The sequence below is a fragment of the Flavilitoribacter nigricans DSM 23189 = NBRC 102662 genome (genome assembly GCF_002646595.1).
Taxonomy (GTDB): Bacteria; Bacteroidota; Bacteroidia; order Chitinophagales; family Saprospiraceae; genus Flavilitoribacter; species Flavilitoribacter nigricans.
Map to the genome: position 1 here is coordinate 95,882 of NZ_PDUD01000030.1, position 24,739 is coordinate 120,620.

At 48.6% G+C, this 24,739-nt stretch carries 13 protein-coding genes and 8 tRNA genes; 7 read left to right on the forward strand and 14 right to left on the reverse strand.

Annotated elements, in window-relative coordinates:
* Positions 1-20: 20 nt before the first annotated feature.
* Positions 21-2,420 (forward strand): ABC transporter permease, encoded by a 2,400-nt coding sequence (locus tag CRP01_RS25595; protein ID WP_099152966.1) that lies wholly within the window; start codon positions 21-23, stop codon positions 2,418-2,420.
* A gap of 137 nt (positions 2,421-2,557) precedes the next feature.
* On the forward strand, positions 2,558-3,412 hold the full coding sequence (locus tag CRP01_RS25600) for a DUF3179 domain-containing (seleno)protein (protein WP_099152967.1): 855 nt from the start codon (positions 2,558-2,560) through the stop codon (positions 3,410-3,412).
* A 49-nt stretch (positions 3,413-3,461) separates the two neighbouring features.
* Here CRP01_RS25600 and CRP01_RS25605 read toward each other — a convergent pair whose 3' ends face one another.
* The 4 genes from CRP01_RS25605 to CRP01_RS25620 form a co-directional block, all read right to left on the reverse strand.
* The gene (locus tag CRP01_RS25605; RefSeq protein ID WP_099152968.1) at positions 3,462-4,163 is read right to left on the reverse strand and encodes a Crp/Fnr family transcriptional regulator; all 702 of its coding nucleotides are present in this window, start codon (positions 4,161-4,163) and stop codon (positions 3,462-3,464) included.
* A 78-nt stretch (positions 4,164-4,241) separates the two neighbouring features.
* On the reverse strand, positions 4,242-7,925 hold the full coding sequence (locus tag CRP01_RS25610) for a BamA/TamA family outer membrane protein (protein ID WP_099152969.1): 3,684 nt from the start codon (positions 7,923-7,925) through the stop codon (positions 4,242-4,244).
* 73 nt (positions 7,926-7,998) lie between these two features.
* On the reverse strand, positions 7,999-8,262 hold the full coding sequence (locus CRP01_RS25615) for an anti-sigma factor family protein (protein WP_143473533.1): 264 nt from the start codon (positions 8,260-8,262) through the stop codon (positions 7,999-8,001).
* 8 nt (positions 8,263-8,270) lie between these two features.
* Positions 8,271-8,843 carry a sigma-70 family RNA polymerase sigma factor gene (locus CRP01_RS25620; RefSeq protein WP_099152971.1) on the reverse strand — a complete coding sequence of 191 codons (573 nt, stop codon included), beginning with the start codon at positions 8,841-8,843 and terminating at the stop codon, positions 8,271-8,273.
* Positions 8,844-8,989: 146 nt separating this feature from the next.
* Between CRP01_RS25620 and CRP01_RS25625 the strand changes: the two genes are divergently transcribed.
* From CRP01_RS25625 to CRP01_RS25640, 4 genes are all read left to right on the forward strand, one after another.
* Complete coding sequence (locus CRP01_RS25625; protein ID WP_170110538.1) at positions 8,990-13,183, forward strand: T9SS type A sorting domain-containing protein; 4,194 nt, start codon at positions 8,990-8,992, stop codon at positions 13,181-13,183.
* Positions 13,184-13,447: 264 nt separating this feature from the next.
* Positions 13,448-18,244, forward strand: a complete 4,797-nt coding sequence (locus CRP01_RS25630) for a T9SS type A sorting domain-containing protein (RefSeq protein WP_170110539.1) — start codon at positions 13,448-13,450, stop codon at positions 18,242-18,244.
* Between the two features lie 117 nt (positions 18,245-18,361).
* On the forward strand, positions 18,362-18,961 hold the full coding sequence (locus CRP01_RS25635) for a hypothetical protein (RefSeq protein ID WP_143473534.1): 600 nt from the start codon (positions 18,362-18,364) through the stop codon (positions 18,959-18,961).
* A gap of 234 nt (positions 18,962-19,195) precedes the next feature.
* Entirely contained in the window at positions 19,196-20,458 is a 1,263-nt protein-coding gene (locus CRP01_RS25640; RefSeq protein ID WP_099152975.1) for an aminotransferase class V-fold PLP-dependent enzyme, read from the forward strand.
* 113 nt (positions 20,459-20,571) lie between these two features.
* On the opposite strand, the gene CRP01_RS25645 is transcribed toward CRP01_RS25640, so the two are convergent.
* The 10 genes from CRP01_RS25645 to CRP01_RS25690 form a co-directional block, all read right to left on the reverse strand.
* Positions 20,572-20,985 (reverse strand): hypothetical protein, encoded by a 414-nt coding sequence (locus CRP01_RS25645; RefSeq protein ID WP_099152976.1) that lies wholly within the window; start codon positions 20,983-20,985, stop codon positions 20,572-20,574.
* Positions 20,986-21,042: 57 nt separating this feature from the next.
* On the reverse strand, positions 21,043-21,729 hold the full coding sequence (locus CRP01_RS25650) for a hypothetical protein (protein ID WP_143473535.1): 687 nt from the start codon (positions 21,727-21,729) through the stop codon (positions 21,043-21,045).
* Positions 21,730-22,232: 503 nt separating this feature from the next.
* Positions 22,233-22,305, reverse strand: a tRNA-Glu gene (locus CRP01_RS25655).
* A 35-nt stretch (positions 22,306-22,340) separates the two neighbouring features.
* A tRNA-Gln gene (locus tag CRP01_RS25660) sits at positions 22,341-22,411 on the reverse strand.
* A gap of 22 nt (positions 22,412-22,433) precedes the next feature.
* Positions 22,434-22,507 (reverse strand) — tRNA-Leu (locus CRP01_RS25665).
* Between the two features lie 66 nt (positions 22,508-22,573).
* Positions 22,574-22,659 (reverse strand) — tRNA-Tyr (locus CRP01_RS25670).
* Between the two features lie 59 nt (positions 22,660-22,718).
* Positions 22,719-22,801, reverse strand: a tRNA-Met gene (locus tag CRP01_RS25675).
* Positions 22,802-23,002: 201 nt separating this feature from the next.
* Positions 23,003-23,075, reverse strand: a tRNA-His gene (locus tag CRP01_RS25680).
* Between the two features lie 51 nt (positions 23,076-23,126).
* Positions 23,127-23,199: transfer RNA gene (locus CRP01_RS25685), tRNA-Pro, on the reverse strand.
* 8 nt (positions 23,200-23,207) lie between these two features.
* A tRNA-Asp gene (locus CRP01_RS25690) sits at positions 23,208-23,279 on the reverse strand.
* Positions 23,280-23,748: 469 nt separating this feature from the next.
* Here CRP01_RS25690 and CRP01_RS25700 point away from each other — a divergent pair.
* Positions 23,749-24,549 carry a DUF1206 domain-containing protein gene (locus CRP01_RS25700; protein ID WP_099152979.1) on the forward strand — a complete coding sequence of 267 codons (801 nt, stop codon included), beginning with the start codon at positions 23,749-23,751 and terminating at the stop codon, positions 24,547-24,549.
* Positions 24,550-24,739 lie beyond the last annotated feature (190 nt).

Here is a 24,739-nt window from a genome sequence, read left to right on the forward strand (position 1 = left end):
TTACCAAAATCACCCGAACGATGTTTTACAGTTACCTAAAAGTTGCCTTACGCAACATTTCCAAACAGAAATTCTATTCGGCCATCAACATTCTCGGGCTGGCTATCGGACTGGCCATCTGCCTGTTGATCATGCTTTTCGTTAAGGACGAATTGAGCTATGACAAACACCACACTAAAGCGGACCGCATCTACCGGACCCTCATGGTATGGGGCAACCAAAACGGACAGGGACAACGCCACCCCATCAATCCGTATCGTTTACAGCCTGCGTTGAAAACGGATTTTCCGGAACTGGAACAGGTTGTGCGCTTCGTAGCATCTCCCGGCTCACTGGTTTCCTACAATGAAATAGATTTTCAGGAAGATCAGATGTTTCTGGCGGATGCGGAGATCTTTGAGGTATTTGATTACGAGTTGATCCGGGGAGATGAACAAACTGCACTGAAGGAACCCTTTACAGCGGTACTTTCGGAAAGTATTGCCGAAAAATACTTCGGGCAGGAAAACCCCATTGGAAAATCCCTGATCGTCGATGATCAGCACAACGTGCAGGTGACCGGTATCTTTAAAGATCCGCCGACCAATACCCACCTTTCCGCCAACATTTTTATCTCCATGGAAACGGGTAAGTCGGTTTTCAACCAGCTGGTCTTGAACAACTGGGGAGAGGGAAGTTCCTACACCTATCTGCTGCTTCCCGAAGGCATGACGGCCGAACATATTGAGGCCCGCTTTCCGGAATTTATCGAAAAGAACATGGGAGAAGGTTCATCCGAAGGCGTAGGGATCGAACTGCAAAAGATGACCGATATTCACCTGCATTCGAACTTACCCGGCGAGATCCAGGCCAATAGTGACATCCGCTACATTTATATTTCTTCGGCTATTGCCATCTTTATTATTCTGCTGGCCAGCATCAACTATATGAACCTGGCTACCGCCCGTTCTATCAAACGGGCCCTGGAGATCGGCGTTCGCAAAACCCTGGGCGCACCGCGCTCGGCACTGATCGGTCAGTTTTTGAGCGAATCTGTGCTCATTGCCTTTTTCGGGCTCGTTGTAGGTTTTGTGCTGGCCCTGATCGCACTGCCGGCCTTCAACGGTTTTATGGAAAAAAGCCTGACGCTCAATCCGCTGGTCAACCCGGAGGTCCTGTTGCTGTTTCTGGGTATCACCCTGCTGGTAGGCGTGATCTCGGGCAGCTATCCGGCATTTTATCTTTCCTCTTTCCAGGCTATTGGCGTGTTCAGGGAAAATTTCACGCAGGGTGTTAGCGGTTTATTGCGGCGGTTTTTGGTGATCTTTCAGTTCGCCATTTCCGTGATCCTCATTTTCGCAACGGTAGTGGTCTTCAAACAATGGGACTTCCTGAAATCTAAAGATCTGGGGATGAATCAGGAAAACCTGATCATGGTTCCCATTCCGGACCTGGATCAATACGAAGCGCTAAAAACCCAATTGAAGGCCAACCCCGATATTCTGGAAGTCGGTGCCTCCAATAAGCAACTGACCGGCCGACTGAGCAGTAACCTGGGTTTCAAAGCGGAGCAGTACGAACCGGACCCCAACGGACGGAACAGCATCAAGATCGTCACTACCGACCACGATTTCCTGCGTACGCTGGAAGTAGATTTTGCCGAAGGCCGCAATTTTTCCCGCGAATTTGTCAGCGATGATACCAGCGCTTTTGTCCTCAACCAGGCGGCTGTGGACCTTATCGGCTGGGAGGACCCCGTCGGGAAGTGGTTTGAGACCAGCGAGTTCAACGCCGGAAGCTGGGTGCCGCGTACCGGCAAAGTGATCGGGGTGATCCGGGATTACAACCACGAATCGCTGTACAACGATGTGCAACCCGTCGCCTACTACGTATCGAAAACCTGGCTCAACTGGATGACCCTGCGCCTGAGCGGCAACAACATCCGGGAAACCCTCGCGGATGTAAAGGCAAAATGGGTACAGTTCGCGCCCGAAGAATTGTACGATTTTAGCTTTCTGGACGATCGCATCGATGATATGTACCGCACCGAAGAACGATTTTTCAACATCTTTACCTTCTTCACGCTGCTCGCTATCTTTATTGCGGGAATGGGCATCCTGGGACTATCCGCTTTTATGGCCGAACAGCGCACCAAAGAGATCGGTATTCGGCGGGTATTCGGAGCAACTACCGGTAATCTAGTGCTGCTGCTGACCAGGGAATTTTCCAAGCTGTTGTTGATCGGCTTTGTGATTTCAGCGCCAATTGCCTACTGGTTGCTGGAAGGCTGGCTGCAGGATTTCACCTACCGCATTCAGATCGGCTGGCTGCCCTTTGCCGTGGCGGCACTGGTAGCCATTTTCATGACTTTCCTGACGTCCGGTTTTCAGTCATTGCGGGCGGCGATGGGAAGTCCGGTAGAAGCCTTAAAATATGAATAACGACTGCTGATCTGTAGCTGCCGGGACATAATGCTTTCATTGTCCCGGCAGCTTTCACAAAAATTCGTAATTTATTCATCCTGGAACTAGTGTACTTCACCGTTGCGTACAGCACGCATCAACCATGATGAGTTACGATGAAATTATACCCTCTACTATTCCTGCTAAGCGGTCTGCTTTGGACGATAGCCTGCAATCCGGCCGGATCGGTACAGTCACCCGGTGAAACCGAAACCGTGGCCTCCAAACCCAACCGCCCTTCCGCATTACTGAACGGTAAATTTTTCACTAAAGATGATCGTAAATATCTCTTCGGTGGAGAACGGGCAGATCAGCATTTCGATGTAACCAACTGCGACCTGAAGATCGAACAGTTTCATTACGGTCTGGGACGGGAGGCTTTTCCGGCATTGCTGGAACCGGAGTTTATTTCGGTCGAGACCGCCAATGCAATCTGGCAAAAAAATGACCGCTTCCTGGTGGCCCGGATCGGTAACGACACCCGGGCTTACTCCATAAAAGACCTCACCCGTCACGAAGTGGTCAATGATGTTATTGACGGCAGACCGGTGTTTGCCGCCTACTGTATTCTGGCGGATCTCGGGGCGATGTACGATCGTACGATCGGCGGACGGGAATACACTTTTGCCCTGAGCGGCTATACCTATTTTGATCCGAAGGTTTGGGACGGTATGGACGGGTTCGTTATGTGGGACCGGGAAACGGAAAGTCTCTGGTGGCCCCTCATCGGCGAAGCCGTTTCCGGAAAAATGAAGGGCACCGAAATGATCGTCCTCGATGAGGCATTATGGAAACAGACCACCTGGGGCGATGTACTCGAAAATCATCCGGATGCCCGGGTATTACGCTCGGGTCAGAATTTTGCAAGACCGCTGAGCTGGCACCGCCGTTACGACGAAACAATTGAGACAAAGAATACCGGGAAATCTGTAGCTCCCGAGTGGGGAGCAAACAAAACCATTAAACAGTAAATGGCAACACATTGCCTTTATGCCTGTCCCGGGATCACGATCCTTTTCCTTATTGTTCTACTCTGGATCTTTCCAACAGCGCTTCCAGATCCCGCACGATCAGGTAACGGCGATTGAAGTGGATGATACCGTCACGGCGCAGATCATTCAGTACGGTGGTAACCGTTTGCCGGCCCACGCCGGCGATATTGCCGATCTCCAGATGGGTTAGTACCGGCTTGATCACGTATTCGAAACCTACCTTACGACCGGATTTCAGAGCGTGACTGGCCAGGAAATGGTAAACCCTTTGATTCGCACTGAGCAGCGTCATGCGCAATAGTCGATCCTGAGTGCGTTTCAGGGAAGCAGAAAGGTTATCGAGCACTTCCTCGTAGAGATGATGGTTGGATCGGATCGCCTGCCGGAACAGAGGCAGCGGAATTTTTTTGATCGTCGTATTCGAGACCATGGCCACGGCACAAAGCGAAGTGGGCTGATCGCCGAATATGGCCTGGCAATTCAGGATCTCGCCCTCCTGAAAATAGTCCTCCAACAACTCTTTCTGTTGGTGTAAGGAAGAGATCTTGACCATTCCTTCGGTGACCAGATAGACATACTTAAAAGAAGACTGTCTGTTCCAGAAAATGACTTTCCCTCTTTTAAAAGTTTCCTCCGGCATTTTATCAAACAGGGCCGCACAGTTGGCCTGATTGAACACCATGGGCATCGTAGGGGACAGGTTTTCGCGATTGAAATCTAGGCTTATCATGATTCAGGATTCTTTTGTTTACCCTTTAGTAACCGTCACCTCCGAATCCTGACAAAATATTTTACTTTTTTTAAAAAATTACCGCAAAGGAGTACCGATACTAAAGATCGGATAAGCCGATTCCTCCTCGGAAAAACCTAATGAGAGCGAGATCGCCAGAGACTCATCCAAGGGTACCAGATAGACCCCGAAACCGTACCCGGCGTGCCAGTCCCGACGCTCTTCCAGATCCCGTACAAATACCCGGCCGCGATCATAAAACGCCTTGATGCCAATCTTCACCGGCACGATGGAAGTCGTTTTTTCGGCAAGTTGGTAGCGGATCTCTGAATTGAAATAAGCGCTGGAAGTACCGGCAAAGCGGGTTTCCACAAAACCCCGCAAACCGTTGGTGGATCCCAGCGTAGGGAGTTTGTACCAGGGAACATCTCCGTAGCTAAATGCACCACCTACCCGGAGTCCGATCGTGACCGGATGCCGGTTCCGGCTGGATACGTAGTATTCAATCTCTCCCGTAGCCGTTCCGAAGGTATTGCTGCCGGGCACCTCGTTCAGCATGTTGTAATGATCGTAACCGACCAGGGCGCGAATACCCCGGTAGGGGAGCCCCGGTTCATCCCGAAAATCCAGATCGAGCGTCAGGCTCATCGGGATCATTTTCCACTTCTGGTGTGCACCGTAAATATTTTCGAAGTTTTCCGCCAGCAGCGTATTTTCCACCTCGCGGGAATCCTGCTGTTCTACACCAAGGCGGACGGAAAAGTAGCTTTGCTGCCAGAAGTCCCGTCTCAATCCCAGCGAAAACAGGAAACTACTCAACTTCGGCTGAAAGTACTCCACTCCAAATTCATTCTGGAAATTCTCCGTATTGTTCCCGATCCCGAAAAAGCGATTCCGTACACTGGTATCGTTAACATCCGCCCCCAACAATAGGTCCCACCGGCGAATCACCTGGTGGAAACGGCCCTGATAACTGGCACGCTTATTTCCCTCCGTGGTGGCTCCCACCGTAATGGTATGCGTACTGGCGTAATCCTCTTTCCCGAATTTGCGGATCTTGAAAAAATATCCCAGGTTCAGGCCAACGCCCAGAGCACCGCTGTATCCCAGGCCCAATACCGGTGAGGAATAGTTGTACCCGAAGCGCATTCGGCTGTATTCGTACATATCCTTATTCCAGAAATGGGCATTGCGGGCACCGCCCTGCAGGTCGTATTCTGTGCCATCTCCTTTATCGTACATCAGGGTAGTAGCCTGCGCCTGATCGTGAAAATGATCTTCCCCCGGCCCGCCAAAAGCCCGTACCCGTATCGGCGATGATCCGCCCGTAGCGGAAAAGATGTCGTCATCACCCAGTCCCCAAAGCCGTACTTCGTCGGTTTCGGACGGCAGGAAGGTCCGGTCGTAAAGAATGGCCTTCCCTTTCTCGTCATCCTCCACGGAGTACACGGTTATTTTCAAATTACCTTCCGGTAAATAGCTTATCTCGAAGAATTCCCGGTCGTTGGAGCCGGTTACGTCCACTTCGTCGGCCAACTGATCGTAGTATACCAGCGCAGCTTCCTCCAATTCACCGATCCGGCTTTTCAGCTTGGCGGCAATGACCTTTCCGGATAGTTCGTAAATTTCCGGCGGCATCTGCCGGACGGCGTAATCGATATCTGCTTCCGAAATATGCTCCTGCAGGTATCGGGCCTGTTCCAGAAAAATATCGCGGCCGGCTTCCTGCAACAAAAAGCGATCCATATACCGGGCCTGATAAGTCAGGCTGCGGATCCCGTGAAAGTGATAGCCGAAATTCTGGATGGTCGGAATACCGAAAGGTCGGTCGGCAATCCAGTTGATAATTCCGTCCTGCCGGGAAAAGGCATGATCCCGATCGCGCGGTATCGGGCGGTAGACCCGGAAATCATCGCGGTCGTAGCCCGCCCATTTCCAGTTATCTTCGTGTTTACTCCAGTCACCGATCAGCATATCGAAAAGGCGGGCCCGGACGAATTCCTCCAGATCGATCTTTGTCCGCTGGTGCTTGTAAAAATGGCGGTACATAGCCGCGCTTTTATCAATTTCGTCCGCCTGTCCGAACAGTTGATCCTCATTATTCTTTTTACCCGGGTTTTCTTCCAGCATGCCGAAAAGGCCACCGTACTTTGGTCGGAATGGTCCCAGTTTGGGATCATCCGGCAGGAGATACAACTTGGGATGCGCGTGCAGAATGTCGACTTTATCCAGAAGCGACGAAACCGCCATCGCCCCGTAGGGTTGCTGACTGGAGGTCTGGTCCCGGATGACATCCGCGGCGATCGTCTGCTGCAGATCGTAGGTCAGAGACTTAACCGGATCCTTATTGACCGATCGGAAGGTGAATTCCGTGCCGTTACCGGATTTGAATTTCAGGGATGTCGTTTGCCGCCCACCGCCTTTTTTGTAGATGGTCAGGCCACCAAAAGTCGTATCCAGGTCGAGATAATGCACTTTCACCGGTTGCATCCAGCTATCGCGGTAGTGATCGCCGAACCAGAGTCTTTTCCAGGCACTCGCCTTGTATTCAGGTCCTGCCGCAAACTCGACCGTCTCGGTGTAGTGCTGTTCCATGCTGTCCGCTTTCACCAGTACATCCTTGCAGGGTACATAGGCGGTATTGACCAGGCCCGTTTCCACGGCCGTTCGGCTGCAGGCCGACTGAAATAAGGTCCGGGCCTCACCGCGCTGCATATCCTGCCCGGATTTAGCGGTCCACAGCACGACTTCCACCTGGCCGTCCGCGGCGTAATCCAATTCCATAATACCCGCTTCGGCGGCGCTGTATACGGTATTCTTATTACTGGTAGCAAATTTTGCTTTGGTCGGTGCCCCGCTGTTGACCAGATAATTATTCCCGAAAGTCAGGATCTGCTGGTTCACCTCGTGCCCGGATGCATAGATCAGGTTATCATGAGCGTGCAAAAGCGTTTCCATCAGGTTGATATAGACCTGCAGACGAGGATTAGCCAGGTCAAACTGGTTACCCGCATTAGCGTGGTAAGCGGTACGAAAACTACCGATTACCGGCAGTGGACTCAGCTGGTCCCAGAGCGAAAAATATCCTCCGTAGTTGCCGAGCGAAACGATGGGATGGTGCCCGACGATCAACAGGTTTTTATCTCTGTTTTCTTCAATGATATCATCGATCGCTTCTTTGAGATTATCGGCGGTAAGTCCGTCGCATTCCGCATCCGCTTCCTGTGGTTTATCGTAGGGATGATTCCACCACTGGGTATTGATGGCTGCGATCACGAGACCTTCGGCCACTTCGTAATCTTCGGGACCAGGACAGGCATTATCGCCCGCCCAGTGAAAGCGGTCGCCGTCCATATCATCCCAGTAATCTTTGATATCGTCTTCCAGTCGGACTACGCTTTTCTCTCCACCCCGTTGGCCGGCATTCCAGTCGCGGTCGCCGGGTACCATCACCAATGTTCCTTCCGGATGGCGATTGACCAGGTCGATCACGGCGTGCAGGGGAGCGAGCTGGTCGGCAGCTCCTTCCTTCTTAACTTTTTGGGAAACCATGTCTCCGTTCAATACCAGCGTAAAGGGAGCGGAAGATGTGTTGAAGATCCGTTCGAGTTGGGTAAGAAATTCGGATTTGTCGGGGATATCAGCAAAATTTCCCAGGATAAAGACTCTTTGCTGTAGATCCGTCTGGGCAAAAACCGGTGCATTGATCAGGCTGCAGCACACCAGAAAAGCCAGTGCGCAAAAGGTGTTATTTTTTTTCATAACCGGTGCTTTTGTGTCGGGCAACGATAGTATAACCACAAGTTATCTACCAATGATCAGCAAGAACGGTATTTTATTCATTTTCCTCCAATTGCCGGAGGATCTTTTCTTCCAACTCACCGGCCTGCTGATCTACCTCTTCCTCCATGATCTGCTGATCTCTGGATCGAAAGATCCCTTCGAGCCAGGCACTTTGTTTCTGATACCGTCTGCAGGCAGCGCACAAAGTCACATGAACAGCAAGCTGGATCCGCTCTGCAAAGGAGATCTCTTCCCGGTATCTCTTTTCCATCAATGCCGTGGCATCACGGCACGACAGCATTAATTTTCTGATCATGGATCGTATTACTTAGCTTTAAACCAGTTATTTTCCAGACAATCTCTCAGCTGGAGCTTGGCCCGCCGGATCAATTGCCAGTAATTGGTAGCAGTTATTCCTAATTCCTGACAAATTTGTGCACCTTTTTTTTCGTCCAGGAATTTCAGCCGGATACAGGCATTCATTATTTCGGGCAAATGTTCTATGCAGTTATCCAGTATGCGGTTGAAAGCCGGAATATCGGTCAGGTTTTCCGCAGAAGCGCCCCAGGCATTGGGCTGAGCTTCTTTTGTCCAGTGCCCTCCGGCTACGAAATAGGTACTCAGGTCTTCCATCGGTAAGGGGCGCCCCACGTACTTACGCAGTGTGCGGGTATAATACTCGGCGATCTTATTCTTCAGGATACCCAGCAGCCAGGTGCGGACCTGACTGTCGCCCTTAAATGCTTCCATGTTTTCGGCAGCCGCCAGAAAAGTTTCCTGTACCAGATCTTCCGCCAGATGACGATCGGCGGTCTTATTGATTGCCCATAGCAGTAAGTCTTTTGTATACAGTCGTACCCATTTCGCCAGTTCGCTCCGGCGGGTTCCTTTTTCCATGATACTAATGCTTATTCAAGCCTGAATTTAAGGATTCTATTGGAAAAGCTTCCGGAAAGGAGAAACTAAGCCTTATATTTATTCTGAATTTTTTAATAAGGCCTTTTTCCTTCCCCTCTTTTAAAGAAGGCGCCAATCTGATGTATATGAAATATGCTACCCAGCTCCGACGGTATGCGCATACTGTCCTGTTCTTATTTGTATTTACCATTTCCGCTCTTGGTCAATTCGGGCAACCGCAGTTCCTCCTGGATCAGAGTTTTTCACCACCGGAACAATTCCGCTTATTCGATGCCAATGGTGACGGATATGATGACCTGTTCACTATCCAGGGTAATACCGTCTTTGCCTATATCTACAGACCGGCCAATAACGGCTGGCAACTCATTAGCAATACCGACCTGGAAATCAATAGCAGTGAATACAGTTTAACAGCTATACAATACGCCGACCTGGATGGTGATGGGGTAGAGGATCTGATCCTTTTGGGAAAAGGAGGGGAATATAAATTCCTGACCTGGCTCAAGTTCTTTCAGGAGGGGACTGGTGCCACCGCTCATTTTGAAGCTCAAGAAACATTTTATGTTTCGCTGGAAAGCGAAGTGTACACCAATCCGCTGGTCCATTTTGAAGATATGGACGAAGACGGTGATATCGACATTCTCTACCGTCCTTACTCCACCCCGCAACTCATGGAAAATACCGATGGTGCCGGCAATTTTGCGATTACGGAACTTACGGATTTTGACTTCGGGCTGATGTATATGCAGGATCTTAATCAGGATGGTCTGGCGGACATATTGATCGATCGGGATGGGAACTACGGTATATTTTTCAATGATGGCGATGCCAACTTTATTGATCCTACCCCCATATCCAGAGATAATTGGATTGCTGACAACTCCGTATTTATCAATGACACCTTGATCGTAGGAAATTATTTCTTTACCGGGCAGGAAACGGGCGTCTACCATATTACCGAGCTGGTGAATGATTCACTAACCAGGCTATTTGAATCACAGGTTATACTTTCTGAAAAATTCTTTTACCACGATTTCGATAAGGACGGGAACAAAGACCAGGTCCATTATAATTTGGGTTTTGGTTCGGAATTTCTGGAAGTTGGACTATTCAAAGAGGAAAACTTTTTCTTTCACGCCGACACCCAGGTCTATCAGGTCCAGGCTGTACTTGCCGGGGAAGGTGACATCAATAATGATGGTTGGGACGATATCGTGTACTTTGATGGCACTGCATTTTTCTGGATCGAAAATCTGGCCGAGGATTTTAATGTATCGGGCACTGCTTACATTGATATAAATGGGAATGGACAAAGGGACGAAGGCGAGCCGGCTTTAGCCAATGCCCGGATCAGCAGTCCGGATTTCGACTTTGATGTGTACACCAATGCGGCGGGCAATTATTCCATCATTTTACCGGAGGGTTCTTATCAGCTCGAAGCCAGCTATTTTGATGATAACATTCAATCCACAGCAGCGGGCCCCAAGACCGTAGAAATAAGCGGAAACGAGCAGCTTAGCGGCATTGATTTTGCGTTTAACTTTGTCAATGGTGTCCAAAATTTCGACCTTGCGCTATTCAGTAATATCACCCGCTGCGATAACCAGGTCCGTTTTTCGATCATCTACGAAAACACCGGTGACGGCACTACCGATGGTAGCATCGAACTCAATATTGACGATCGCACCGAATTTGTATCCGCGGCCGTTCCTCCGTCAAGTATTGATGGCCAGACCTTAAAGTGGGATTTTTCCGGGTTGGCTCCGCTGGAAAAAAGGAAAATTGAGTTTTTTCTGCACATGCCTACGGCTCAGTTCATTGGAGATTCCCTCTACTTTTCGGCCAGTATCCAAGACGCATTTAATATCATTAGTAAGACGGACACCTACCGTTCACTGCTTCGCTGTTCTTTCGACCCGAACGATAAACAGGTTGATCCCATTGGCTACGGCCCGGACCATCTCACGCTAATGGACGAGGATGAACTGGAATACCTGGTCCGTTTTCAGAACACTGGTAATGATACCGCCTTCAATATCCGGATCACCGACGAATTACATCCGCTACTGGACATAAACACCTTTCGGGTCGTGAGCGCCAGTCACCGCTACCGCGCGGAGATTGAGGACCGGATGCTGACGTTCTATTTTGACGATATTTTACTCCCGGACAGCACCACTGATCTCACGGGTAGCCAGGGATACGTGCTGTTCCAGATCAATGCGCTGCCGGATTTGGAAGAGGGGGCCCAGATCACCAATCAGGCCAATATTTACTTTGACCGAAACGAAGCCATCGTGACCAACGAAGTGGTCAATACCTTTGTATCCTATATTTGCACCGAACTGCGGGCGGAGATCCAGCAGACCATCTGCACGGGTGAAACTTTTGAAGGATACGCCGCCAGCGGTATTTATGTCGATCAATTCACCACCATCAACGGTTGTGACTCGACCCGAACGCTGATCCTGACCGTTTTGGAATCGAGTAGCGCTACCATTAACCGGGAGATCTGTGCCGGTGGAAACGTAGAAGGATATTCCATTTCCGGCACCTATACCGATACCTTCACTGCGGCCAACGGATGTGATTCTACCAGAACGCTAGTTCTGACCGTCAACGAGAATATCAGCACCACCATTAGCCGGGAGATTTGCGCCGGTGGAAATGTCGAAGGTTACGATGCTTCGGGTACCTATACGGATACCTTCACCGCAGCCAATGGGTGTGATTCCACTAGAACCCTCGTACTCATCGTCAACGATAACATCAGCACCACCATCAGCCGGGAGATCTGCGCCGGTGGAAATGTAGAAGGTTACGATGCGGCTGGTACGTACACTGATACTTTCACTGCAGCCAATGGGTGTGATTCCACCCGAACGCTCGTACTAATCGTCAATGATAACATCAGCACCACCATCAGCCGGGAGATCTGTGCCGGTGAAAATGTCGAAGGCTATGATGCTTCCGGTACCTATACTGATACTTTCACTGCAGCCAATAGGTGTGATTCCACCCGAACGCTCGTACTCACCGTCAACGATAACATCAGCACGACCATCAGCCGGGAAATCTGCTCCGGTGGAAATGTCGAAGGTTACGATGCGTCTGGGACGTATACTGACACTTTCACCGCAGCTAATGGATGTGATTCTACCAGAACGCTAGTTCTGACCGTAAACGAGAATATCAACACCTCTATCAGTCGAGAAATTTGTGCCGGTGGAAATGTCGAAGGATACGATGCGTCCGGTACGTATACTGATACTTTCACCGCAGCCAATGGATGTGATTCTACCCGAACACTCGTGCTCACCGTCAACGAGAATATCAGCACCACCATCAGCCGCGAAATCTGCGCCGGTGGAAATGTCGAAGGATACGATGCGTCCGGCACCTATACCGATACCTTTACTGCGGCTAATGGATGTGATTCCGTAAGGACTCTTGTCCTGACCGTCAACGATAATATCAGTAACACCATCAGCCGCGAAATTTGTGCCGGTGAAAATGTCGAAGGTTATGATGCTTCTGGTACGTACACCGATACCTTTACCGCAGCCAGCGGTTGCGATTCGATCCGCACTTTAGAACTTACCGTTTTGGCACCGGTCAGCACTACCATTGAAAGCGAGATCTGCGAAGGGGAAAGCTTGGAGGGGTACGCTGTACCCGGAACCTACACCGATACTTTTACCGGCAGCAATGGCTGCGATTCAACCCGAACCCTGGTACTGCGATTACTACCCGTTTATCAGAGCACACTCAATATCACGATTTGCGATGAAACCCTGCAGGGGCCTCCGATAACGACCACCGAAACGTCCACGCTCGTCGCCACTAACGGCTGTGATTCCATCGTCACGATCAACTACCACAGAATTCCGCTGGCGACCATTGCCGTGGATACGGCCATTTGCGCGGGTGACAGTCTCTACGGTTACGGCGAAGCCGGCTTATACGTCGATACGCTTTATAATTCCGGCATCTGCGGTACCATCCGAACCCTACAGCTTGGTTTTCTCGATGCCGGCGACGCACAGTGTCTGGTACCTACGTACGAACCGGCAGAACTAGGGATCTCCATTTTTCCCAACCCATTCTACCGGCAACTTACGGTTCGTTTTGATGATCATCTCAACGAACCGGTTCGTCTGCAATTGCTGGATGTGCAGGGGCGTATTTTGGCTGAGGAAAAACGACTGGTAAGTCCGAAGATCTCATTGGAATGGCCCGATATTGATCCCGGTATGTACTTTTTGCATATTGTTATGGAAGATCGTTCCACGCTTAGCAAAATCATAAAAATCCGGTGATCAAGTGATGTTTCGGTGCTAATGATTATTCAAGCCTGAATTTGAAGATTCTATTGAAGAACCACGCTTTAGGGAAAAATTATATATTATATTTAAGCGATTTTTTGAATAAAGCCTTTCTCTCCAAACCCTCCTGAACTGGAAGGCGCTAATCTGATGTATATGACCTTTTCTTTACCACTCCGGCGGTATGGGTATACCGCTCTGTTTTCTTTGGTGCTTTCACTTCCAGTTTTGGGGCAACAGTTTGGACAACCACAATCCTTGTTCGACCTGAGTTGGCTTTCACCGGAAAAGTTCGTGTTTTTCGATATTACTGCTGATGGCAACGATGATATACTGACGGTAAAGGATTCTGTCTTTACTGGTCTTATTAATCGCCCTCCTTTCAATAGTGATAAGGATAGATGGCAAATTGTAGAGTCCAACACCTTTGAGCTTCCCATAGAGCACATCACACACGCAGATCTGGACGGAGACGGACTTGAAGACCTCATTCTTTTCAGTGAGGCCTCCGAAGATGCTTTTGTGACCTGGATGAAATATTTTGAAGCGGGGAATGGGAAACAGGACCGATTCGAATCCCAGCATACCTTCTACTACCCGGAGGGGGACCAGGTCTATTCTAACCCGGTTTTTCATCTGGAAGATATGGATCAGGACGGTGACATAGATATTCTTTACCGTCGCACCGCTACCCCCATCCTACTGGAAAACACCGACGGTGCCGGCAATTTTTCGATCAGAGCAGAACTTACGGATCTAACATTCACGATGATATTTATGCAGGACCTCAATAAAGATGGTCTGGCGGATATGCTAATTGATCGGGATGGCACCTATTCTATCCGATTTAACGATGGTAACGCAAATTTCGTTAATGAAACTTCCGTCACCCGAAAGCAAGGTATTGCTCCTAATTCGACTTTCCTCAATGATTCCCTGATCGTAGGCTACTACATTCCTCCCGGTCAGGAATCCGGGAATTACCGCATCAATAAATTGGCAAATGGTACGCTTTCCAGTGTAACCGGATCCTCTGTAACGCTTTCCGAAGACTATTTTTTCTACGATTTTAATAAGGATGGTATTAAGGACCAGGTGCATGTCAACTTTGGTTTTGATTCGGAATTTCTGGAAGTCACTTTTTTTGACCCGAACAATGTTCTTAACTCCAGCTTTCAACATTATCAGACGCAGGCATCACAAGTCTCTAAAGGTGATATCGACCATGATGGTTGGGATGATATTGTCTACCAATACCAGGGCAAATTTTCATGGATAGAAAATCTTGCCCAGGATTTCAACGTAGCGGGCACTGCCTTTATCGATCTTAACGGTAATAAGCAACGAGACGCAGGGGAGCCGGCTTTAGCTAATGCGAGGATCACCAGTCCGGATTTTGACTTTGAGGTTTTCACCAATGAAGAGGGTGATTATTCGATTACCCTACCGGTGGGTACTTACCAAATGGAAGCCAGCTTTTTTGATAACAATATTCAGTCTGCAGAGGAGGAACCCAAAACTATTGAAATAGCCAACGGACAACAACTAACCGGAGTCGACTTCGCTTTCAATTTTACAGGTGGCACCAAAAATTTTGACATTTCTCTGTTCAGTAGTATCACCCGCTGTGATAACGAGGTTCGTTTTTCGCTCATTTACGAAAACACCGGCGACGCCACTACCGACGGTAGTATCGAACTGAATATTGACGATCGCACCGAATTCGTATCCGCGGCCATTCCTCCGTCGAGTATGGACGGCCCAACCTTAACCTGGGATTTTTCCGGGCTGGCGCCTTTGGAAAAAAGGAAAATAGAATTTTTTCTACACATGCCTACCGCTCAGTTCATCGGAGATTCACTCACCTTTAAAGCCCGGATACAGGATGCCGCTAATATTATCAGTCAAACGGATAACTATCGTTCTCTGCTCCGCTGTTCCTTCGATCCGAACGATAAACAGGTCGACCCCGTCGGCTACGGTCCGGATTATCTCACGCTTTTTGAGGAAGAGGAATTGGAATACCTGATCCGGTTCCAAAATACCGGTAATGATACGGCTTTCAATATTCGGATCACAGACGAATTGCATCCGTTGCTGGATATTAGTTCTTTCCAGGTGGTGAGTGCCAGTCATCGTTACCGCGCGGAGATCGCCGATCGTACGCTAACCTTCTTTTTTGATGATATCTTACTACCGGACAGTACCACCAACCTAGAAGGTAGTCAGGGTTATGTCCTGTTCCGGATCAATAGGCTGGCGGACCTGGAAGAAGGGGCCCAGATCACCAACCAGGCCAATATTTATTTTGATCGAAACGAACCCATCGTGACCAACGAAGTGATCAATACCTTTGTGTCCTACATTTGCACCGAACTGCGGGAGGAGATCCAACAAACTATCTGCGCGGGGGAAACCTTTGAGGGATACGCCACCAGCGGAACTTATGTGGATCAATTCACCACCATCAACGGTTGTGACTCGACCCGAACGCTGATCCTGACCGTTTTGGAATCCAGTAGCGCCACCATTAACCGGGAAATCTGTGCTGGTGGAAATATCGAAGGGTATACCGTTTCCGGTACCTATATCGACACTTTTACCGCAGCTAATGGCTGTGATTCCATCAGAACGCTCGTGCTGACCGTCAAAGATAACATCAGCACGACCATCAGTCGGGAGATCTGCGCCGGTGGAAACGTCGAGGGATACGATGCTTCCGGTACTTATACCGATACCTTTACTGCAGCTAATGGGTGTGATTCCACCAGAACACTAGTGCTCACTGTCAACGAGAATATCAGCACCACCATCAGTCGGGAAATCTGCGCCGGTGGAAACGTCGAAGGATACGATGCGTCCGGAACGTATACTGACACTTTCACCGCAGCCAATGGATGTGATTCAACCAGAACGCTCTTGCTCACCATCAACAATAATATCAGCACGACCATCAGCCGGGAGATTTGCGCTGGTGAAAACGTCGAGGGATACGACACTTCCGGTACGTATACTGACACTTTCACCGCAGTCAATGGATGCGATTCCACCAGAACACTCGTGCTCACTGTCAACGATAATATCAGTACCACCATCAATCGGGAGATATGTATCGGTGGAAACGTCGAGGGATACGATGCTTCCGGCACCTATACCGACACTTTCACTGCAGCTAATGGTTGTGATTCTACCCGGACACTTGTCCTAATTGTCAACGATAATATTACCACCACTATCAATCGAGAGATCTGCGCTGGTGGAAATGTCGAGGGATACGATGCGTCCGGTACCTATACAGATACCTTTACTGCAGCTAATGGGTGTGATTCTACCAGAACCCTTGTTCTGACCGTCAATGACAACATCAGCACCACCATCAGCCGCGAAATTTGCGCCGGTGGAAACGTCGAGGGATATGCCGCTTCCGGTACTTATACCGACACCTTCACTGCAGCCAATGGATGTGATTCTACCAGAACACTCGTACTCACCGTCAACGATAATATCAGCACCACCATCAGCCGCGAAATTTGCGCCGGTGGAAATGTCGAGGGATACGATGCTTCCGGCACCTATACCGATACCTTTACTGCAGCTAATGGATGTGATTCCACAAGAATACTTGTCCTCACGGTCAATGAAAATATCAGTACCACCATCAGTCGGGAAATTTGTGTCGGTGGAAATGTCGAGGGATACGATGCTTCCGGCACCTATACCGATACCTTTACTGCAGCTAATGGATGTGATTCCACCCGAACACTTGTCCTAATTGTCAACGATAACGTCAGCACGACCATCAGTCGGGAGATCTGCGCCGGTGGAAACGTAGAAGGATACAACGCGTCCGGTACTTACACCGATACTTTCACTGCAGCCAATGGATGTGATTCCACAAGAATACTTGTCCTCACGGTCAACGATAACATCAGCACGACCATCAGTCGGGAGATCTGCGCCGGTGGGAATGTCGAGGGATACGATGCGTCTGGCACTTATACCGATACCTTTACTGCAGCTAATGGATGTGATTCCACAAGAATACTTGTCCTCACGGTCAATGAAAATATCAGTACCACCATCAGTCGGGAGATCTGCGCCGGCGGGAATGTCGAGGGATACGATGCGTCCGGCACTTATACCGATACCTTCACTGCAGCTAATGGATGTGATTCCACCAGAATACTTGTCCTCACGGTCAATGACAACATCAGCACGACCATCAGTCGGGAAATTTGTGCCGGTGAAAGCCTGGAGGGATACGATGCATCCGGAATGTATAGAGATATTTTTATCGCAGCCAGTGGTTGCGATTCGATCCGTACCTTACAACTTACCGTTTTGTCACCGGTCAGCACTACCATAGAGCGCGAGATCTGTGAAGGGGAAAGCCTGGAGGGTTACGCTGCGCCCGGCACTTATACCGATACTTTTATTGGGAGCAATGGCTGCGATTCTATCCGAACACTGGTACTGAGTTTAACCCCCGTCCATCAAAGCACGCTCGATATCACTGTTTGCGATGAAACCCTACAGGGCCCTCCGGAAACGACCACTGAAATCTCCACCTTTATCGCCAGTAATGGCTGTGACTCTATCGTTACGGTCAACTACCACAGAATACCGTTGGAGACCATTGCTGTGGATACAGCCATCTGCGCGGGAGACAGTCTCTACGGCTACGGCGAAGCCGGCTTATACGTCGATACGCTTTATGATTCCGGCACCTGTCGTACCATTCGAACGCTACAACTCAATGTGCTTGGGGCCGGCGATGCGCAGTGTCTGGTACCTACGCTTGATCCGGAAGCCTTTGGGGTTCGAATTTTCCCTAATCCGGTAGTGCAGCTCCTGACTGTCAGTTTCGATGAGCATCTCAATGAACGAGTACAGGTGCGGTTGCTCGATCTGCGCGGGCGGGTGATCATGGAAGAAGATCACCTGACCAGATCAAACCTTCAACTAGACCTCTCTGCTCTACCGGGAGGGATGTATTTATTGGAGTTGAACCGGGGCCGGCAGTCCACTGTTCAAAAGGTGATCAAGATGGAATAGATTCCGGAAATTAGATGCACAGTATGAGTACTAATATTCTGATGTTTCCCGGGAATGCTAACCAGCTTTTAATTTTTAATTCCTATTCCTTTCCCACGGGGAGCAATCAAAAGCATTATGCATCACCTCATTCGGTACGGATCAGAAGCAGCAGTAATAGCCGCACTATTGTTGCTGTTTCTGGTACCTGTCCAGGAAGAAGACTGGACGGAATACCGGGTGGAGGCCGGCAATCACGATTTTCGTCCGAATGATTTTCCGGCGCCTCATTTCGGGGCGGATCATTATACCGCCGATCTGACGTTCACACCCTCCTGTTGGTGGAGTCAGGAGGATACCGACTATACCGGCGGAAGGGATATCTACGACTGGAACAAGATCGGAGGCATGACCAATTTTTTCAACAGTAACTCCACTCATTCCGTGATGCTCGGATGGCGTCCGGCCGCCACAGCAAATACCATTGAAGTTACCGCTTACATCAACCCCAAAGAAGGTCGTTTCGTTACGGGGCCGGTACTGCAGATTCCCGTTAACCGGCCGCTGCACGCTGAGATCAAATGGGCATCAGATACCGTCTATTACGAATACGGTAACCTGAGTTTCAGCTATGCCATTCCCAAACCCTGGAGCATCCGTAAGATCGGCCCCTGGTTCGGGGGCAACCAGCCGGCCCACCGGGAGATGTTTTTAAAAATGCAGGCGCAGTTGGATTAATGGTCTTCAGACACCCATTCTCTTTATGTACTTTTCAATTCTGATTACCCACCTATTTCGACGTACTAATCCGGTTACCGAAATGCTTATGCAATGACGTCTACCAGGCGTGTTAAGCCGTTCGGCTAAAGGATTAATTTGTATCTTCCATCCAGGTACATTATTAAGCGTTGCCGGTGAATTACCGTCGCTCCGTCTACGTATAACCCGGCAAGCGCACAAATCAGGATTAGTATGAATAAACGAACATTTCTCAAAAAATTTACCGCCCTGAGTGTTGGCTCTCCGGCTCTGTTTACCAAGCTGGATGAACTGGTGGACGGCATCGCCCATCTTAGCCCGGACGCAGCCGCTCAGGATGAAACTTTCTGGGCGCAGATCCGCAGCGGCTATCGTCTCAAACCCGATTACATCAACCTGGAAAATGGTTATTACTGCTTTGTTCCGCAGGAAACGCTGGAGAATTTCATCCACCACGTGCGGGAGATCAATTACCAGGGCTCTTACTATATGCGCACAGTGCAGTGGGACAACAAAAAAGCAATGAGCGCCAAACTGGCCGAACTGGCCGGCTGCGATCCGGAAGAGGTGGTCATCACCCGCAATACGACCGAATCGCTCGACCTGATCATCGGCGGACAACACTGGCAGGCCGGGGATGAAGCCGTTATGGCCCTCCAGGATTACGGTGCCATGCTGGATATGTTTGAGCTGCAGGCGCAACGTCACGGGGTAGTCAATAAAAAAGTTTCGGTCCCCAATCATCCCCGTTCGGACGGCGAGATCGTAGAACTCTACGCCAATGCTATTACCGACAAAACCCGGCTGCTGATGGTCTGCCACCTGGTTAACATCACCGGACAGGTGCTGCCCATTCGCAAGATCTGTGATATGGCCCACAGCAAGGGGGTCGACGTCATGGTGGACGGTGCCCACGCTTTTGGCCACATCAATTTCAACATGCGCGATCTGGATTGCGATTATTACGGGACCAGCCTGCATAAATGGCTCAGCGTCCCCCTCGGCGCCGGTATGCTGTACGTCAAGAAAGGTAAGGTACCCGGCATCTGGCCCCTGTTTGCCGAGATGGGACGCAAAGACGATGATATCTTGCGATTGAATCACCTCGGCACCCATCCGGTACATACGGATCTCGCCATCGGAAACGCGGTGGAATATCACCAGCGCCTCGGGCCCGACCGGAAGGAAGCCCGGCTGCGCTACCTGCAGCAATACTGGACCAAACAGGTCCGCGATCTGCCGCACATTGAAGTCAATACGCCCGTAGAACCGCACCGCTCCTGCGGTATCGCCAACGTAGGGGTCAAAGGCATGGAGCCGGCCGAACTGGCGGACACCCTTATGAAAAAACACCGGATCTGGACGGTTGCGATCAACCGCCCCGGCGTACGTGGCTGCCGGATCACGCCTAATATCTACACCACGCCGAAAGAATTGGATGTATTTGTGAATGCCCTCAAGTCGATGGGGGCCTGACGGCCGTTAATCCTCCGGATGGAATCCTCATCTTTTTGGGATTTCATCCGGGGGCCGTTTCTTCAAGAAAAGATCAGCCTGTGGGCCAACTCTTATTCCGTATCTACGCATCCCTATATGAATAGGCTAAATCCTTCGGAAAACTCAAATGCTCCTCTAATTTCTGATTCAATTTTATTTTTCAAAGTTTCTGAAACAAATAGCTGATAGTGGTACTGCCATACACTTCGCTCATTTTCGTTGGTTATTTTGATCTTTTCAGGATCGATATGTTCTTTTATGATTAACTCATAAAATCCGTTCCATTCTTCATTTGTAGACTTTCGAATGATTTTTATTGGTCTTATTTCGACTTCATCTGCGAGAAGCTCCTCAAAAGCAACAACTAATTCTTTGCTGACAATGGTATAATCTGAACCGGTCATGATTGGCATCAACTTATCGTACTCAATGATCCTAAAAGTGTCATCGTCAACTTTCCATAAGTTGATGCGAGAAATTTCCTTATTGGATGTGTGGTAAATCATTTTTTTTGACTAAGTTCCGCTAGACAATCGGTCGCACCTACAGCAATGACTGAGTGGCTAGAGGCTATTATATGATACCTCATTATGAAGTTCAAAATATTTTTGTGTCAGAGATTCGAAAATAAAGACTCGGTCAAATGCAAAGTCATATATATGTCTAATAACCTCTTTTCTAATCTCAAAACTTCCAGATCCCTTTCTGCTATTTAATACAAGGAGTAACCATATCTTTTTGCAACTTTTAAGGTAAGAATTTCTTTTTGCCTCCTTTTTGTCGATCGCTTCTTGAATAGAATCTATTTCTAGATTTGGCACCCATATCGAATCATTATAGCTCCAAACTACTTTATCATAATTTATGATCCTTTCGATAGAAAAACGTGTAATGCCAAAGCGTTCAATATTCATTGAATCTGACGAATTATAATATGCACCTTTTTGCGGTATGTGATTAGCTATGAAATTAACCAAATTCTCTGCGACCACCCATGAATTATTTTTAGACACATAGTAATTTCCTGAGAAATAAACTGATACGTGAGCAGAGGGTAGCCCAATTGTATTCCAAATACTTGTGGCATTACTTATAATGCGCTCCCAACTTCCCTCAAACTTTACCCGAAGCTCACCTTCTTGCGCTTGGTTAAAAACTTGGGTCACTTCAATTCCAGTTAGAGGATTAATTTGGATAATTGCATCAGGTTCTTCAAATTCTTTTACAGCATCTTTTAAATCTGGATTCAAAGATTTAACGAATATTCGAACGAATTCAAACTCCAAATTTTTCTTCGATTGTGGGTCCATAAAAATCAAATAACCGTAAGTATATCGGCTATGCCGCAATTACTGAAAGCATAGACAGATAGTGCAATGCTTTTTATAATTTCAATTTTAGCTCGTCCTTTTGGGCCGAGATCGAAATAAAAATGTTAGAAAAAAATAGCGAATCAAAGCTATAGGCAGTGAAACCCATCCGTTAGATTCCATTAAATATTATCATTTGATTAATGATGAAGATAGGCAGGTTTTTGCGGTCCTAAAGCGCCCTGTTCAACCTTTTTTGAGTTTAATGTTATAAATCCGAATCATTCTATTATAGACCAAACATTAGCTTTTCAATCTGTACTAATAGAAAATCGGTTTAGTTCTGAAGGATTAAACCAAGTTGAGTGCAGCACATATTGATATTGAAGAATATTGTAAATCAGGAAGCTCGGTACTTTTTTAATTAAAGCTGCCTTAATCTGCACTCCCGACGGGAATCGAACCCGTATCGCCTGATAGAAAGTCAGGTATCCTAAGCCGTTAGACGACGGGAGCAATATGTTACACAAGCAATTCTTAATAACGCTCAGCAACCCGGGCAAGGATCGAACTTGCATTCCCTGGCTCAAAACCAGGTGTCTTAGCCGTTAGACGACCGGGCAATCATGCAGTTTCCCGCAGTGTACCTCAGGAGGGATTCGAACCCCCAACATCCCCGGTCTGAGCGGGACGCCTCTTCCAATTGGGCTACTGAGGTAGATTATTAAGATGCTGTTTACCATTTGACGGCCACCAGGGCGATCCGGTATGGTAATCCAATTTGGGGGAAAGACAGGATTTGAACCTGCAAGGCCAGTTAAGGCACCGAATTTACAGTCCGGGACGCTACCAGTTACGCGCTACTTTCCCGTATTTATACTCGACGCAAAGTGGTTTGGGAAGTCCAAACTACTTTTACGTCAGTATAGTCGCGGAGATGGGACTCGAACCCACGAGGCACAAAGGCAGAAGCTTATGAGACTTCCCCGATACCAACTTCGGACACTCCGCAATATTAGTGGCAACCCGGGTGTCGAACCCTGCCCTTCCCGGCTTCAACGGGACGCTCTCACCCCGAGAGCTTGATTGCCAATTCTCAACGTGTTGATGTGTTAAGGTGCTAAAGTTTGCATGTTGGTAGGCGTTGATCCCATCAGTTTTCAACTACTAACCTTCACACATCAACACTTCAACACATCCGCACATGACGCTTGGGTGAACCCGGGACTCGAACCCTGTTCTCTAGAACCACAATCTGGTGTTTTACCCGATAAACTAGATCCACCGTTAATGACTCACAATTGCAATGATCGCATGGCTGCGAATGATCCTCAAAGTGCAAGAGATCCGATTCGAACGAATACCTACACGGTCCCAAACCGCGCGCTCTGGCCATTAAGCTACTCCTGCATAATCAGCGGTGACGACGAGATTCGAACCCGTAACTTGAGGATAGACAATCCCCTGCTCTACCATTGAACTACGCCACCTGAATACTAAATAGGTCCGAAATGATCTTGGAAAAAAACAGACTACGAGCGAAAACTAAGAGAAAATGAAAATGGTTTTGCCGCAGTTGTTTTCCACAACCGCGGGCAAAAAGCACGAGGTTGTTAGAACCTTTCGGGATAGCGATGATCATGAAAATCCGGGAGGACCGGTTCCATACCATATTGATCCAGCCCCTCCGGTAGCAGACCACCGGATAGTTGTTCCTGAGCAGGAAAAAAGCTGATATGATATTGCATAAAGATCATCGAAGTAGGTTGATTATTTATTTCGAACATTACAACTGTAAGACCCTGTTGGATAGTTCCGGCAGGTATATATTTTTTTAAGAAAAATTTGATTTCAAAGCAGATGGAAAGATCGATTCAATTGATAACGAACATGTTGCCTTAAAATAATGGTTATAAAAGTGACAAATGCTTATTCCCTTTACTGATCTAAATATATTATATGAGTACTGTAGCTACTTTATCAAACGACTGGAAACGAAATTTTTACATTTTTGGACATATAGCGAAAGGTGTGGTTTATTCTGCTTTGGGCGGAGTGGCGCTGGCCGCTGTGATCGGAGAAGCTTCCGGTCCCGGTGGGATGAAGGATGTTATCCGCTGGATCCAGAATCAGCCCTTTGGTCAGATCCTGTTGGTGCTGATCGCAATCGGTTTATTTTCTTACTGTGCCTGGCGCTGGATTAAATCGCTGGAAGATACCGGCAACGAAGGCAACGATGCCGAAGGTCTGGTCAAGCGTACGGGCTATGCCGCCAGTGGTACCGCCTACGGATTGCTCGGCGTTTACGCCATTACTCTGCTTACCGGCAGTAGTTCCGGTGGTAGTTCAAAACAGGATATGCTGGGACAGATCCTACAGGAGTCCTGGGGCCAGATCGTGGTCGGTATTATCGCACTGATTCTGGTCGGTGTCGGTATTTATCAATTGAATAAAGGCCTGAAAGAGAAATATATGGAAGATATTAATCACACCGGTGTAAGTAGTCAGGAACGTCAATTGTATCGCAACTTCGGAAAAGCCGGTTTCATTAGCCGGTCGGTAGTATACGGTATTATGGCTTATTTCCTCGGCCGCGTTGCACTCACCAGTGATCCTTCCCAATACCGGGGCGTTGAAGGCGTACTTGAATATCTGGGCGGACAGACCATGGGCACTATTTTAGTGGCTCTGGTAGCATTAGGCCTTTTGTTGTACGGCCTGTTCATGTTCGTCAAAGCTAAATACCCCCAGGTATCCTAAACACGAATTAGGTATAAATCTTATCATCATCCTTCGTCTCGGTGTCTAATCCGGAACGAAGGATTTTTTTTGCTTCCAATTTTTATTTTTCCTTTCCGGATCTCATTCACCACAATTGACCAGAGGGGTTGTACCTTTATAAAAACAACCCTTTATAGGCTGAATCTCCAACCGCCCGTTGCAAGCGTGT